This is a genomic window from Cumulibacter soli (genome assembly GCF_004382795.1).
Classification (GTDB): Bacteria; Actinomycetota; Actinomycetes; order Mycobacteriales; family Antricoccaceae; genus Cumulibacter; species Cumulibacter soli.
This window is the reverse complement of record NZ_SMSG01000001.1, coordinates 338064-352631: the sequence shown is the minus strand read 5'-3', so window position 1 is coordinate 352631 and position 14568 is coordinate 338064. Positions and strand designations below refer to the sequence as shown.

13 protein-coding genes are annotated in these 14568 nt (G+C 65.6%); 5 read left to right on the top strand and 8 right to left on the bottom strand.

Annotated features, from left to right (window positions below; all coding sequences use genetic code 11):
- Positions 1 to 80: 80 nt before the first annotated feature.
- The 4 genes from E1H16_RS01745 to secA2 all read left to right on the top strand — a co-directional run bounded on the left by E1H16_RS01745 (position 81) and on the right by secA2 (position 4880).
- Complete coding sequence (locus E1H16_RS01745) at positions 81 to 1403, top strand: UDP-N-acetylmuramoyl-tripeptide--D-alanyl-D-alanine ligase (protein WP_243837568.1); 1323 nt, start codon at positions 81 to 83, stop codon at positions 1401 to 1403.
- Between the two features lie 47 nt (positions 1404 to 1450).
- Entirely contained in the window at positions 1451 to 2035 is a 585-nt protein-coding gene (locus E1H16_RS01740) for a hypothetical protein (protein WP_134321961.1), read from the top strand.
- A complete protein-coding gene (locus E1H16_RS01735; RefSeq protein ID WP_134321960.1) occupies positions 2032 to 2460 on the top strand; it encodes a hypothetical protein in 429 nt (142 codons plus the stop codon). Before E1H16_RS01740 ends, E1H16_RS01735 begins: the two co-directional genes overlap by 4 nt.
- A gap of 68 nt (positions 2461 to 2528) precedes the next feature.
- Positions 2529 to 4880 (top strand): accessory Sec system translocase SecA2, encoded by a 2352-nt coding sequence (gene secA2 / locus E1H16_RS01730; protein ID WP_134321959.1) that lies wholly within the window; start codon positions 2529 to 2531, stop codon positions 4878 to 4880.
- A 92-nt stretch (positions 4881 to 4972) separates the two neighbouring features.
- Here secA2 and E1H16_RS01725 read toward each other — a convergent pair whose 3' ends face one another.
- Positions 4973 to 5521, bottom strand: a complete 549-nt coding sequence (locus tag E1H16_RS01725) for a YbhB/YbcL family Raf kinase inhibitor-like protein (RefSeq protein WP_134321958.1) — start codon at positions 5519 to 5521, stop codon at positions 4973 to 4975.
- Between the two features lie 149 nt (positions 5522 to 5670).
- Entirely contained in the window at positions 5671 to 6495 is an 825-nt protein-coding gene (locus E1H16_RS01720) for an SURF1 family cytochrome oxidase biogenesis protein (RefSeq protein ID WP_134321957.1), read from the bottom strand.
- Between the two features lie 312 nt (positions 6496 to 6807).
- Between E1H16_RS01720 and E1H16_RS01715 the strand changes: the two genes are divergently transcribed.
- On the top strand, positions 6808 to 8292 hold the full coding sequence (locus E1H16_RS01715) for a hypothetical protein (RefSeq protein ID WP_134321956.1): 1485 nt from the start codon (positions 6808 to 6810) through the stop codon (positions 8290 to 8292).
- A gap of 81 nt (positions 8293 to 8373) precedes the next feature.
- On the opposite strand, the gene pstB is transcribed toward E1H16_RS01715, so the two are convergent.
- From pstB to E1H16_RS01685, 6 genes are all read right to left on the bottom strand, one after another.
- The gene (gene pstB / locus E1H16_RS01710) at positions 8374 to 9150 is read right to left on the bottom strand and encodes a phosphate ABC transporter ATP-binding protein PstB (RefSeq protein ID WP_134321955.1); all 777 of its coding nucleotides are present in this window, start codon (positions 9148 to 9150) and stop codon (positions 8374 to 8376) included.
- Positions 9151 to 9180: 30 nt separating this feature from the next.
- Positions 9181 to 10269, bottom strand: coding sequence for a phosphate ABC transporter permease PstA (gene pstA, locus E1H16_RS01705; protein ID WP_134321954.1), 1089 nt, complete (start codon positions 10267 to 10269; stop codon positions 9181 to 9183).
- Positions 10266 to 11279, bottom strand: coding sequence for a phosphate ABC transporter permease subunit PstC (gene pstC, locus E1H16_RS01700; protein ID WP_134321953.1), 1014 nt, complete (start codon positions 11277 to 11279; stop codon positions 10266 to 10268). The genes pstA and pstC overlap by 4 nt, the downstream gene beginning before the upstream one ends.
- Positions 11280 to 11461: 182 nt before the next feature.
- A complete protein-coding gene (gene pstS / locus E1H16_RS01695; protein ID WP_134321952.1) occupies positions 11462 to 12559 on the bottom strand; it encodes a phosphate ABC transporter substrate-binding protein PstS in 1098 nt (365 codons plus the stop codon).
- Between the two features lie 258 nt (positions 12560 to 12817).
- Positions 12818 to 13684, bottom strand: a complete 867-nt coding sequence (gene mshD / locus E1H16_RS01690) for a mycothiol synthase (protein ID WP_134321951.1) — start codon at positions 13682 to 13684, stop codon at positions 12818 to 12820.
- Positions 13681 to 14430, bottom strand: coding sequence for a response regulator transcription factor (locus tag E1H16_RS01685; protein ID WP_134321950.1), 750 nt, complete (start codon positions 14428 to 14430; stop codon positions 13681 to 13683). The genes mshD and E1H16_RS01685 overlap by 4 nt, the downstream gene beginning before the upstream one ends.
- Positions 14431 to 14568: the final 138 nt, after the last annotated feature.

The following is a 14568-nucleotide window of genomic DNA, read 5'->3' as shown; positions in this document are numbered from 1 at the left end:
CGCGAAGCGGTAGGCATTCCGGGCGACCGATGTGCCCTCGGCCTCGGTGCGCATCGCGATTATCTCGTATCGTCATCGGCGTGCATTTCACGACTGAGCAGGTAGCCGCGGCGGTCCGCGGAGAACTTCACGGCGAGAACCTCGCCTTGGACGGTGCGTCCATCGATTCGCGGTCGGTCGCGTCGGGGCAACTGTTCGTGCCGATCGTCGCTGAACGTGACGGGCACGACTTCGTACCATCCGCTGTCGCGGCGGGCGCCGGTGCGTACTTGGCCAGTCGACAGGTGCCCGGCGTCGAGGCTCCGGTGATTCGGGTCGCCGATACGGCCGCGGCTTTGATGGACCTCGGGAGGGCCGCGCGTGCGCGGGTTCCCGGGCGCGTCGTCGGCGTCACCGGTTCGGTGGGGAAGACGTCGACCAAGGACATGCTGGCCGCCGTACTCGGTACGACGTACCGCACCGCCGCGAATGAGCGCTCCTTCAATAACGAACTCGGCCTGCCGCTTACGCTGATTGGTGCTCCGGACGATGCCGAGGCAGTCGTCGTCGAGATGGGCGCGCGAGGTGTCGGACATATCGAGTTGCTCTGTTCGATTGCCTCGCCGACGGTCGGCGTCGTTACTCGGGTGGACGGCGTACACCTGGAGATGTTCGGTTCGTTGCAGGCCGTCGCGCAGGCCAAGGGGGAACTCGTCGAGGCGCTCCCGTCATCTGGTCTCGCGGTGCTCAGCGCCGATCAGGAGGTCGTCCTCGGGATGCGTGAGCGCACGTCGGCGCGGGTGCTGACCTTCGGTCGCTCCTCGGGTGCGGACGTCACCGCGGGGAACGTGCGGCTGGACGCCGAACTGCGTCCGGCGTTCACCTTGCGAAGCCCATGGGGGAGCGCCGAGGTGCAGTTAGGCGTGCGCGGTGAACATCAACTGTTCAACGCGCTCGCGGCGGCGGCTGCGGCCGGGGGAGTGGGCGTGCCGCTGGAGGCGATTGTTGCGGGACTCTCCGGTGCGCAGATCTCCGGTTTACGCATGCAACTCGATCGGGCGCCGTCCGGTGCGATGGTGCTCAATGACGCCTACAACGCCAACCCCACGTCGATGAATGCCGGTATCGATGCGCTGTTGACGCTGCCGGCACAGCGGCGTTTTGCCGTGGTGGGTGTTATGGCCGAACTTGGCGAGGATGCTGCCGCGGCGCATCGCGCGATCGCTGAGCGGGCCACGGAGGAGGGGATTACCGTCATTGCTGTCGCCGCGCCTGACTACGGCGCTCGGGCGAATCATGTCGGCGACGTCGATGAGGCGCTGAGGGTGCTCGGAGCACTCGGCGCCCAGGACGCGGTATTGGTGAAGGGGAGTCGGGTCGCCGCGTTGGAACGCGTCGCCGATGAACTATTGAAACAACCATAATTGGTTGAAATGCTGCGAATCAACCGATAACGGTTTACTCTTGTGGTGTGTTCGCGCTGACCATCGACCAACGGTCTTCCCGTGCTCGTCCTGACCGGGTGCCGGAGTTGCTCGCGCTGCTGGCGCGCCTGGACGTGATCTTGCCGTTCGAACGAACCGCAGGTGATGAAGTCCAGGGCTTGATCGCACACCCCGACGGCGTCATTGCGGCCATAGAATGCGCGATGCGCTCGGGGGATTGGTCGGTCGGGCTTGGCGTCGGCCCGATCGAAACGCCGCTGCCTTCCTCGGTCCGTGAGGCGCGCGGTGCTGCGTTGTTGAACGCCCGAGAGGCCGTCGAGGCGGCGAAGAAATCGGCGACGGTCCACATCGCCGTACGCGGCGGTGGCGACGACCTCGAGGCGTACTTCCGGCTGATCGGCGCCGTGCTCCGGCGGCGTACGGCGGCGCAATGGCGGGTGATCGATGCGGTCGATGCGGCCGGTAACCGCGCCACGGCGGCGACCCAGCTTCGCATCACTGAGCAGGCGATCTCCAAATCGCTGCTCGCCTCGGGGAATGATGTCGTCAGGGACAGTTATCCTCTGCTCGCGCGATTGTTACGCGAAGCCGACGAGCGGAGTCAGACGTGACCTGGTGGGTGCAGGCAGGCATCGTGCTGGCCGCGCTGCTGATCTCGGTCGGTGTGGGGTGGGTCGTCACCGTCGCCGTGCTGCGCCTCGCCAAGGTTCCCGACGTCGCGGTGGCACGCTACGAGCGAGATTCGCATGGACGCGCCGTCCCCGTGCTGGGTGTTGAGGATGCCGCGACAAAGCCAGCGCCGCTGCTGCGCGGCGGCCTGTGGATCGGGATCTTGGAGCGCGTTGCTGTCACCGGTGCAATCATCGCCGGTATGCCGACGCTCGTCGCGTTCGTGGTCGCGGTGAAGGGTCTGGGGCGGTACCCCGAACTGAAGGAGCACGCCGGGGCGAGCGAACGGTTCATCATCGGCACCCTCGCCTCGATGATCGTCGCGGTGGGCGTGGGCCTGCTCTGTCGTTGGCTGCTGGATCACTGATCGATGCGTGTGGTGATACCTAGGCCTCACTGTGACCCGCCACGAGGCAAGGTAGATATCCTGGTCTGATGGGTCGATCAGAGCAACTGCGTGGAGCGGCCGCGTGGTGGCAACGACCCGCCGTGTGGGTCCGCAAACTCCGTCAGGACCCCGGCACGACGAATCTGCGCCGGGACGAAGCACTCGCCGAACGGGTCGCCGCGCGACAGGTCGAGGTGCGCGAGTTAACCGAAAAGAAGTTCACCGCGCTGCTGGCTGAACTACCGAAGACGGCGTCCGACTCCGGCCTGACCGATGACTGGATCGTGGAGTACCTCGCGGCCGCCTCTGAAGTAGCGCACCGCGAACTTGGCCTCACACCGTTCAAGGTGCAGCAACTCGCCGCGATCAGCATGTTGCGCGCTCGCGTCGTCGATATGGCCACGGGCGAAGGCAAGACCCTGGTCGGTTTCCTCGTCGCTGCCGGGCTAGCCACCGCGGGACTGCGGGTACACGTGCTATCGGCGAATGATTATCTCGCTGGACGTGATGCGCACGAGGGCGAGCCGTTGTTCGCCGCGTTCGGATTGTCGTCGGCCGCGGTCATCGATGGCATGTCGTTCGAGGAACGCGCCGCGGCGTACGGTAGCGACGTCGTGTACGCGACCATGCATCAGGTCGGATTCGACCTGTTGCGCGACCGTCAGCGCGCCGGCGGAGTACAGCGACTCGTCCCCGAGTTGGACGCCGCCGTCGTCGACGAGATCGACGCCGTACTCGTGGACGACGCAATGGTCCCGTTGGTAATCGCCGGGGACGCCGATGCGCAAGAAACGCCAGCCATCATCGATCACACCGTCGCGGATATGACCGAGGGCGAGGATTTCGACGTCGATGGCGAGCGCCGCAACGCTGGGTTCACTGATTCCGGGATTAAGCGCCTCGAACGCGCACTCGACGTCGAACACCTCTACGACGAGGCGCATGTGGACCTGCTCGCCGCGGCACATGTCGCGTTGCATGCGCACGCGTTGGTCGATCGCGATGTGCACTACATCGTCAGCAACGGGCAGGTGCAACTGATCAACGACGCCCGCGGGCGCGTCGCCGACCGGCAGCGCTGGCCCGACGGCCTGCATGCCGCGATCGAGCGTAAGGAAGGGCTCGCGGTATCGGGCAACGCACAGATCATGGACCAGATGCTGGTTGAGACGGTGGCGCGCGCCTACAACTTCCTGACCGGTATGAGCGGCACCGCGCTGGAGGCGGCAGAACGACTGTCCGACGATCTTGATGTCAAGATCGGGGCTATACCGACGAACCAGCCCTGCGTTCGAGTTGATGAGCCCGATCGGCTGTACGTTACCCAGCGGCAGCGGGACGTCGCCGCGGCGCTGCGGGTGCGCAAGGCGCACCGCGCCGGCCAACCCGTGCTGGTTGGCTCGGCCAGCATCGGGGAGTCCGAGCGGTTCGCCCGTAGGTTGGGAAAGTACGGCGTCGAGGTCGTGGTACTCAACGCGAAGAACGACGAGGCTGAGGCCGAGATCATCGCGCGCGCAGGCGAAAGCGGTCGTGTCACCGTGTCGACCCAGATGGCCGGTCGCGGCGTGGACATCCGGCTGGACGACGATGCGCATAAGGCTGGTGGCCTGCTCGTCGTCGGGCTCGGCCGATACGATTCGCCGCGACTGGACCAGCAGTTACGTGGTCGATCGGGGCGCCAAGGCGATCCTGGTCGGTCGGTGTTTTACACCTGCATCGAGGATCCAGTCGTCACCGAACACCTGCAATTGAACGTCGAGCCGCGTGCGGTCGAGGACGATGGGCTGATCTCGGACCCCAAGTTCGCGCAGCATTACGCGCATGCGCAGCGGGTTGCCGAAGGCAAGATGTTGAGCCTGCATCGAACGACCCGTCGTTATCACGAGGGTTCAGATCAGCATCGTCGTACCGTGCTGGACACCCGCGAAAAGGTGCTTAGTGATGACGATGCGCTGCGGGATTACCTCCAGCGGGTGTGGCCCGATAACCCCAAGGCCGCCAAGCGGTGGTCGGCGGAGTCTCGTCGCGCACTGGCGCGAGCGGTCGTGCTGTTTACCTTGGATGAGGCATGGACCGGGCACCTGAACCGGATGGCGGAGATCCGGGAGGGAATCCACCTGCGGGCGTTGGCACGCCAGGACCCACTGGACGAGTTCAACCGTCACGCGATCAGGGACTTCCATACCCTCGGCACCGAATCACTCGAGCGGGTCCGTGAAACGTTGGACGACGCACCCGAGGACGCCACGACCCTGTCGGATCTAGGGCTACGACGTCCGTCGTCCACCTGGACCTACCTTGTCACGGACAATCCGTATGGCGCTGAGATGGACCGGGTGGTCGAGGCCGTAGGCCGGGCGGTGCGAAACGGCCGACCCGCGGCGGTAGAGCACAAATAACGCCACTTGCGGCGCACCGCTCGACGCCACAGAACGGGGTCTGTTTCGAGCAGTACGCCGCAAGTCGATCGAAAACCTGCCTCTGGTGGTGTTTAGCCGCCGAAGGTGGGCGTGATGATGGCGCGCGCCAACGTGTGGAAAGCCAGGTTGAAGGACACGAACGCGGCCGACGCGTTCTCGTCGACACCGAGCGACTCGACGTCCACGGCGTGAATGACGAAGTAGTAGCGGTGTGCGGGGTCTCCCGCCGGCGGGGCGGCGCCACCGAAGTCGAAGGTGCCGAAGTCATTGCGGGTGTGGAACGACTTGCCCGGCAGCGCCTTACCTTCGCGGCCGGCGTCCGTCGCCAGTTCAGTCACGTCGGCCGGTACGTCGACCAGCAGCCAGTGCCAGAACCCGCCCGGGATCGGCGCGTCAGGGTCGTAGCAGGTGACGACGTAGCTCTTGGTGCCCTCCGGGGCGCCGGACCACGACAACTGCGGCGAGATGTTCTTGGCGTCGCCGCCAGCCATCGGGTGTGCCTGGTCCATGCCCATCGGCTGGCCGTCGGCGACGTCGGTGCTGGTCACGGTGAACGAGCCGACCTTCGGCAGCAGCTCGTACGGATCTGGATGCTGTGGGCGCTCGAGCGGATTGGTCATGCGTGCCTCCCGTTGTAGGTCGTGATGCTCTCGCCACGAACCTATCCGACGATCCGGACCTTCGCTTCAGCCCATCCGCGTAGTAGTTCACCCACTCGGTGTTGCGCGTAGCTGCCGATCATGGGCCGCTCGAGCGTCGAGCGCAGCAGTTACGTGTCCGTGGGGCTGGAGGCGTACGCCGGAGATCGCGTGTCCTCGTCGTCCTCGTCCTCATCGGCGAGCAGCCGAGTGATCGCCTCGCGACGGGCGAGGTAACCGAACACGAACAGCGTCATCGCGGCGAAGATCCACCACTGGACGGCGTACGAGAGGTGCGGTCCGTCGGAGAGTTCGGGCGGTGGGATGCGATTGATATCTTCGATCACGCTGCCGTCGGCCAATTGCTCGTCGCTAGCGATGATGTATCCGCCGGCTAGCGGCTGACCGAAGGACGCCGACAGTACCGCGGGATCCAGCGCGCGGACGCTGTCGTAGGAGCCGACCTGCTCAACCCGCGTCGCATCGGCGGGCGCGTCGTACGCGCGTTTTACGATTCCGGTGACCGTCACCGTGCCGGTAGGTGGCGCCGGGACGTCGGGCTCCTGAGCGGCACCGCCGGTGGCCAGCACGTACCCGCGATCGATGAGATAGGTGACGCCGTCCTCGCCGTGGAACGGTACGACGACCTCGAAACCGACGCCTCCCTCGAACGACCGCTGGCGGATCAGCACGGTATTGGCTGGGTCGTACTCGCCGCTGATCGTGACTTGTGACCATTCGTCCGCTGCAGCGGGGGCGTTCTCGGCCGTGGCGGGGATCAGATCGCCTGCCGGGACCGGATCGCGTTGCTGAGCGGCTTGGACGGCGTCGTTCGCCGCGGACTTTTGCTGGCCCCGGTCCCATTGCCAATATCCGAGCCGCACCATGATCGCCGCGGCCAGTAGGAGCGCCAGGAAACCGGCGATCCAGCGCGGGGTGGCCAGGAAGCGATACACAGTTCAACGTTATACGCCCCGTGCCGGGCAGCGGTGTTGCTCGCGACCGGAATCACCTCCCTGCGCGGTGCTGGAGCCGTACGACGTAGCCGATATCATGCTGAAGGCCGTGAACGACGAGCAGTTCGCGCATTAGCACGCGCGCTTGTGCCCCGTACTCGGGGTAGAAGTGCGCGGGTAATTGCGCGAATAAGGACACGCGGCCTGCGGCGTCTTTACTTGCTCGTTCCTCGCTCCATCGACGACCGGACGCCGATGTATGCGCGGCTGGAGGTTCGAGCGCGCCGAGTGAGTGATGTTTGAATGAGGGGCATGGGTTCGCCAAGCGGCAGCGCCGCGCTCACCAGGGCAGTGCTCGTGAGCACCGATGCGACTGCTGGCACGCTCTTCTCGCCGACGATCGACCCCATCGAGGTCCCGCTGAGTAAAGAGTGGGGCGGACTGCTTCCGCTGCGGCAGCGCGTGCCGGTTGCCTGCGATCCGGCCGACCCCGAAAAGTACTGGCTGATAGATCCACCTAGTCGCACCGCGCCGCGTGAGGGGGTGCCGGGTGTCGAGGCCCCGCGCGCGGCCGGCGCCCCGCCGCCCGGGCCGGCCCCGATCGAACTACAGATCCCAGCGCCGACGGTCGGCGACTACCTGCAGTTGCTCTCAGGCGGTGCGCCTTCACGGCTGGCGGAGGTGCCGAAAGCGCCGCTGCTACAAGCCTTCGCGCTGCGGATCGAGCAACTGAGCTTGCACGAGCACGAGCGGATCGCGCGCCTGGCACGCACGTGGGTGGAACCGAGCCTGATCGACCGGATCCGCGCCGTCGGTGGGGGCATGGAGTACTTTGCGTGGCAACTCGAGGCGCCGCTACAGCGGCTGCCGCGCGGCGTCGACGGCTGGCGGGTGCTCGTCCTGGACGCGACCTACGTCGCGCTGATGCGGGCCATGGACGCGGACGCCGAGATGCCCCCCGATACCCCAGCGGTCTTTCGGCGCCTCGTCAAGTCGATCGCGAAGCCGCCCAGCAGCGCGGACATTCAAGCGATGCTGCGGCCGTTCGTGACGGTATGTGGGCCGATCCCGACCTTCGACGTGCCGCCGATCGACGAGCCCGAAGCGCCGTACGCCGCCCGCGATGAAATCCCCGTCGCATCGCCGGCCGCGCAAGCGGATACCTCGTACAACACCGCCGGGCACGCGAGCCCCCGTCCTGCCGCTGAGGCCCCCGCCAGAGGCGCCGTGACGATGCCGAGGGCGCGCCCCCGTTGGTGGCAGCGGAAGTCCTCGCCGTCGATCGACCGGTTGACCTGGGACGCCGCGATCGAGCGCCACAACGACGTACTGCAGGCATATGTCGCCTACGAGACCGACCCGCACTTGATCCTGGCGTATCCCGCCATCCTCGACGTCGACGTCGCTTCGACGCAGGACTTCCATCGGCGTAGCGCTCACGCGAGCGCGTTGCGCACTGACACCGGCCCGCACGATTCCGATCACGCCCAAGCCTTCCTGGAGGCAGTGACGGCAATGCAATCGGCATGGGCGGTTGCTGAGCGTTTCGCGCGCCGTACCGGTCGGGATTACCTGGGCGCGGAGGAGGCCCGAGGGTTCAGCCGGGCCGCCGGCCTGCTGCGGCACGCGGAGAGTGCCGACGGGGTCGAGGCGGAGAACTATCGCCGCACCGCCGCGGAAATCATGCGCGCGCACGTCGTACCGCGCGTATCGGCCAACGCCGTGCGATCGCTCGAACGCGTCGTACGCGGCGAGCTGGAGGCATCGCCGCCACGACGGCCAAGACCCAGCAGCTGACCGAGCAACGACTGACCGGCTAACGAAAACCGCCCGGCCGAGCCACGAAAGGCACGACCGGGCGGGAATCTACCCGAGGTATTAACCGAAGCGGCCGGAGATGTAGTCCTCGGTGCGCTTGTTCGATGGGTTCGAGAAGATCTTCTTCGTGTCGTCGTACTCGACTAGCTCACCGGGTTCGCCGGTGGCCTTCAGGTTGAAGAAGCCGGTCATATCGGACACGCGCGCGGCCTGCTGCATGTTGTGCGTGACGATGACGATCGTGTACTTCTCCTTGAGTTCCTGCATGAGGTCCTCGATCGCCAGGGTCGAGATCGGGTCGAGGGCCGAGCACGGCTCATCCATCAGCAGTACGTCGGGCTCGACCGCGATCGCGCGGGCGATACACAGACGCTGCTGCTGACCACCGGACAGGCCCGAGCCGGGCTTACCGAGGCGATCCTTGACCTCGTCCCACAGGTTCGCGCCGCGCAGCGATCGTTCGACGATCTCGTCGGTTTCGCTCTTGCGGGTGCGGCCCTGCAGCTTCAGCCCGGCGATCACATTGTCGTAAATAGACATGGTCGGGAACGGGTTGGGACGCTGGAACACCATGCCGATCTGACGGCGCACGTTCACCGGGTCGACGGACGAGCCGTAGATGTCCTCACCGTCGAGTAGCACGTGCCCTTCGCAGTAGGCGCCGGGAATGACCTCATGCATGCGGTTCATACTGCGCAGCACGGTGGACTTACCGCAGCCGGACGGGCCGATCATCGCGGTGATCGAACGCGGCGCTACCGACATCGACACGCCCCGGACGGCCAGGAAGTCGCTGTAGTAGATATTGAGGTCCTTGACCTCGATGCTCTTGCTCATTGAATCCTGCTTCTTTCGAAAGGTCGAGGGCTACTTCTGCTTCACGCCGGTGAAGCGTGCGAGGATCCGCGCACCGAGGTTCAGCAGCATGATCAGCACGATCAGGGTAAGCGCGGCAGCCCAGGCACGGTCGGCGTTCGCCGAGGCGATATCGCCGGCAGCCAGCCCGAAATACTTGTTGATGAAGGTCGGCAGTGTTTCCATCTGGCCGACGAACGGGTCGCCGTTGATCCGGATACTGGTGCCGACCAGCAGCAGCAGTGGCGCGGTTTCACCCATGATGCGGGCGACGCCGAGCATGACGCCGGTGATGATGCCGGACATCGCCGTGGGCAGCACGATCTTGGTGATGGTGCGCCACTTGGGCACGCCCAACGCGTACGACGCTTCGCGCAGGTCGTTGGGGACTAGCTTCAGCATTTCCTCGGTTGAGCGGATGACGATCGGCAGCATCAGCAGCACGAGGGACAGCGCGCCTGCGAGTGCCGTCTTCTGGAACCCGAGGGTGAGCAACCAGAACGCGTAGATGAACAGACCCGAGACGATCGAGGGGACACCGGTCATCACGTCCACGAAGAACGACACCGTCCGGCCGAACCGGTTCTGGCCGCCGTACTCGACGAGGTAGATGGCGGTAAAGATGCCGAGCGGTACGGCGATGACCGCCGCGATCAGCGACACCAGGAGCGTGCCGATGATGGCGTGGGTAACGCCGCCGCCAGCCATGGAGGACTGGACGCCGAACATCGAGTGGGTCAAGAAGTCCATCGACATCGCACGGATACCGCGCGAGATCGTGTACCAGATGATCAGGATCAACGGTACGAGCGCGATCAGGAAGCTGACATAGATGAGCGTTGTCGCCATCCGGTCGCGTGCCTGACGTGGGCCTTCCATGGTGAAGCTCAATGCCGTCTGCAACGCGACGTACACGATCAAGGTGACGACGATGAATCCGGCGTCCCCCTGTAATTCGGTGACGGCGAACAGGCCGAGGGTGACGAGTACGGCGACGAACGGTAGCGCCCAGACGAGCGGCTTGGGCAACTTGCGCCCGGATAGCCCGCCTTCGTCTTTGGTGGGTCGCTGACGTGCGCCGGGCGTGGTCGTGGTGGTCATCGGTCCTTCACCATTCCTCGACGAAGAATCGCCTGAGCGATCGAGTTCACGATCAGCGTGATCAAGAACAGCACCATGCCGGAGGCGATCAGCGCGCCCATGCCGACGCCGCCCGCCTCGCCGTACTTCAGGGCGATGTTGGAGGCGAAGGTGATACCGCCGGATTCGGTGATTCGCCAATTGATCTCGTAGACCGCGGACAGGATGTAGGCGACGGCCATGGTCTCACCAAGTGCGCGACCCAGGCCGAGGATCGATGCCGACACGATGCCGGGGCGACCGAACGGGAGCACCGCCATCTTGACCATTTCCCAACGCGTCGCACCCAGGGCGTACGCCGCCTCGATGTTGGTGCGGGGAACCTGCTGGAAGACCTCGCGCGACAGGGCAGCGACGATCGGCAGGATCATGATCGCGAGCACGATGCCGGCGGTGAAGTCCGAGCGGTTGTTCGGCATGTTGTCGGGCTGATACGACAGGATGTACGTCCAGCCGAACCACTTGTCCAACCACAGCGTCAGCCCGGTCATGTGGGGCGCAAGGAAGAAGACGCCCCACAGGCCGTACACGATCGAGGGGACGGCGGCGAGGATGTCGATGACGTACGCCAGGCCGGTCGCCAACTTGCGCGGTGCGTAGAACGTGATGAACAGCGCGATGCTGACGGCGATCGGGACGGCGACGATCATCGCGATGATCGCGGTCACCAGCGTGTGGAAGGCAAGGGCCGCGATGCCGAACATCGGCACTTCGGCGTCAGGCTGCCAGGCCTCGTAGGTCAGGAAGTTGGCCTGGTTGGCAGATAGGGCGTCGATCGCGCGGTAGATCAGGAAGAACGCGATCGAGGCCATCAAAATGAGGACGACGAGACCGGAGCCGGCGGACAGGCCCCAGAAGACTCGATCACCGGGGCGGACCTTCGCTGACTCTGCGCCGCGAGGTCCCGCTGGCGAGTCAGGTGCAGGTGCGCCGTCCGGGGCGACCGTGGCCGTGTCGCTTGGCGTCGACATCTGGCTCCTTTGGGCTGAGGATGAAGTGCTGGATGGTGCGGGCGCAGTTACTTACCTGCGCCGCGAAGAATCGTCCCAGGCGTACGGGATTGTTTCTAGTGGTGCGAGTGAGCCGACACGTAAGCGCGCCGTACACGTCCGAATGAGTGGGCGCGTACGGCGCGCTGCGTGAAATACATCAACTAGCTGATCGCGTCGACCGCGGTTTCGACCTCGGCGCGCAGCTCCTCGGGAAGCGGAATGTATCCGATTTCCTCGATGGCGGTCTGTCCGTCGGTGACCGCGAACTTCAGGAACGACTTGACGACGTCGATCTTGTCATCGGCGAGACCGGTCTCGCACACGATCTCGTAGGTGACCAGGAGGGCGGGGTAGGCGCCTTCCTCCTTCAGGCCGTAGTCGAGCTCGAGCTTGATGTCATTGCCTTCACCAACGTGCTCGGCAGCCTCGACGGCCTTACCGACCGAGTCGGCGTTGAGCTCGACCGGGCCGAAGCCGGAGTCGATCGAAGCAACGTTGAGGTTGTTCGCGGTGGCGTCCGGACCATCGACGTACGAGATTGAGCCGTCGGTCGCGTTGACCGCCGAGACGATGCCCGCCGAGTCAGGCGCACCCTGGCCGCCGGGAGCGCTCCAGGCCTTGCCGGTACCGAAGGTCCAGGCGCCGTCACCGGCGGCCTCGAGGAACTTGGTGAAGTTGTCCGTGGTGCCGGAGTCCTTCGAGCGGTGCACCGTGGTGATCGAGGTGCCGGGCAGGTCGGCATCGGGGTTCAGCTCGGCGATAGCCTCGTCGTCCCAGCTGGTGATCTCACCGGCGAAGATCTTCGAGGTGACCTCGGCGTTGAGGTTCAGGTTGTCGATGCCCTCGACGTTGTAGACGATCGCGACTGGCGAGATGACCATCGGCAGGTTGATCGCGGGGCCGTCGGCGCACATTTCGCCCGCGTCGGCGGTCTCTTCCTCGCTCAGAACCGAGTCCGAGCCGGCCATGTCAACCTTGCCGGCGATGAAGTCGCTGACGCCGGCGCCGGAGCCGCTCGCGTCGTAGTTCACGGCGATGGAGTCGCAGGTCGCAGCGAAGCTGGCCTGGATAGCGTCGATGGCCTTGGCCTGGGCCGAAGACCCGCTGGCGTTGAGGTCGCCCTCGCCGCACTCGATGTCGGCGCCGCTGCCCGATCCACCGTTACCGGAGCCGCCGGAGTTGTCGTCGGAGCAGGCGGTCAAAAGCAGCGAGCCCGCGGCGGCGAGGCCGGCGATCGCGTAGGTACGTGTGCGCTTCACCTACAGGTCCCTTCTGGGGTTACGTGTCATTTCCTCGGGTGGAGGAGGCTGCCGAGCGGGTTGTGACCACGCGGCTGCGAACTCCGTGTTCGCGCGCCCACATGAAAGGTAGGTATGGAAAGTGACCGACCGGACCGCACTTGGTGAACGCAGCGTGAACTTGCCGCGTAGTGAGCCAACACACACGGTGTCGGGTTGGTGGACGTGAGGTGAACTGAATTTCGCCCGGAAGCGAAGTCGGGCATTCGCCCTAGTCGGCTAGGCGGTGAGCCATTGGGAGTCGGCGCGATGGCGGCTAAAACCCAATCCTTGGTACAACGCGAGCGCCGGGGTGTTGTCGCCTTCGACGTACAACGAAATCTCCGAAACGCCCTGGCTGACCAGGTGCGCGAGGCCCGTTGCGGTGAGCAACTTGCCGAGTTTCAACCCCTGCGCATCGGGGCGTACGCCGACGACGTACACCTCACCCAGTTCGGGACCGTGCACCTTGGTCCAGTGAAAGCCCACGATCTGTCCGTCGCGTTCGGCGATGAAGAACCCGGCCGCATCGAACCATGGTTCGGCCATCCGCTCGTCGAGATCTCGCTGGGTCATCGCACCCTGCTCGGGGTGTGTGGCGAACGCGCTCGCGTTCACCTGCAACCACTCGGCGTCGTCCTCGCCGGGACGGAAGGTGCGTACGGTGACACCGTCCGTCGGGGTGGGGACGTCGACGTCGGTGGCCGGACGGCGCAGTTCCAACAGCGTGCGTACGGCGTGCGCATCACGCGCGGCGCCGAAATCATGCGCCGCCGGGAGGTCCCCGTGCGCCCAGATGCGCAGCGGCTCCCCGGCTGCGGCCCGTAACTCGGCCAATAGTTCGCTACCGATGCCGCGGCGACGCGACTGCGGCGCGACGAGTAGCTCGCCGGATGGTTCGGTGGCGACTTCGGCGACGGCGTACCCGTCCAGCACGCCGTCGGTGTGGTGGGTGACGTGCCGAACCCGCCCGGCACCGGCCGGATCGCCCAGGCGCAATAAGAACTGCTCGGAGATGGCGTGGGCTTCATCGGTGCGGCTGGCGGTCTCGTTGAGCGCGCGTACGGCGTCGGCGTCGGCGGCGGAGAGGTGGTCGCTGCTGGTCATCGGCTTACCTTCGACGTGGGAGTGCTCGAGCGGGGAGCCCGGTCCGAAGTGTTTCGGTGGGCGGAGTCCGTTTTCGGCTCGGGGGGAGTGACGAACTTGTAGCCCACGTTACGCACTGTGCCGATCAGTGATTCATGTTCGTTGCCGAGTTTGGCCCGCAGCCGCCGTACGTGTACGTCGACCGTGCGCGTGCCACCGAAGTAGTCGTAGCCCCAGACTTCGCTGAGCAGTTGCGCCCGGGAGAACACGCGGCCGGGGTGCTGGGCCAGGTACTTCAGTAACTCGAACTCTTTGTAGGTCAGATCCAGCGAGCGGCCTCGGATCCGAGCGGTGTACGACTCTTCCTCGATCGTGAGATCGCCGCGAGTGACGACATTCGTCTCGTGCTCGCTGACCAGGTTGCGGCGGGTGGTCGCCAGTCGCAACCGTGCCTCGATTTCACTGGGCCCTGCGGTGGCGAGGATGAAGTCTTCGCAGCCCCACTCGGCCGACATCGCGACGAGCCCGCCCTCGGCGAGGACGACCAGTAGGGGAGCGGAAACGCCGGTGCTCGACAGCAGGCGACAGAGAGCGCGGGCGGCGACCAGGTCGGTGCGGGCGTCGATCAGCACGACGTCGCCCGCGTCCGCGTCGAGCAGTTCGGTTGCCTCCGGCGGGAGGGTGCGCACGTGATGGGTGAGCAGACCGAGCGCGGGCAGGACATCCGCGATGGGCGCGTCCGTGCGCGACATGAGAGTGATGTCCATGCCGCCTCCAACGGGTGAGTTCTACAGTTTAGTGAGCCCGACCCGGCGCGCGCAGCGGGCGTGGCCGCGATCCTGCTCACGGCAGATATCCTGGCCATGTGGAAGCCTTCATCACTTCACTCCTGGTCATCGCCACCC

Coding starts and splice junctions, on each gene's coding strand:
- secA2 (WP_134321959.1), top strand. CDS start 2,529: ATGGGTCGATCAGAGCAACTGCGTGGAGCGGCCGCGTGGTGGCAACGA.
- E1H16_RS01725 (WP_134321958.1), bottom strand. CDS start 5,521: ATGACCAATCCGCTCGAGCGCCCACAGCATCCAGATCCGTACGAGCTG.
- E1H16_RS01715 (WP_134321956.1), top strand. CDS start 6,808: ATGGGTTCGCCAAGCGGCAGCGCCGCGCTCACCAGGGCAGTGCTCGTG.
- pstB (WP_134321955.1), bottom strand. CDS start 9,150: ATGAGCAAGAGCATCGAGGTCAAGGACCTCAATATCTACTACAGCGAC.
- pstA (WP_134321954.1), bottom strand. CDS start 10,269: ATGACCACCACGACCACGCCCGGCGCACGTCAGCGACCCACCAAAGAC.
- pstC (WP_134321953.1), bottom strand. CDS start 11,279: ATGTCGACGCCAAGCGACACGGCCACGGTCGCCCCGGACGGCGCACCT.
- mshD (WP_134321951.1), bottom strand. CDS start 13,684: ATGACCAGCAGCGACCACCTCTCCGCCGCCGACGCCGACGCCGTACGC.
- E1H16_RS01685 (WP_134321950.1), bottom strand. CDS start 14,430: ATGGACATCACTCTCATGTCGCGCACGGACGCGCCCATCGCGGATGTC.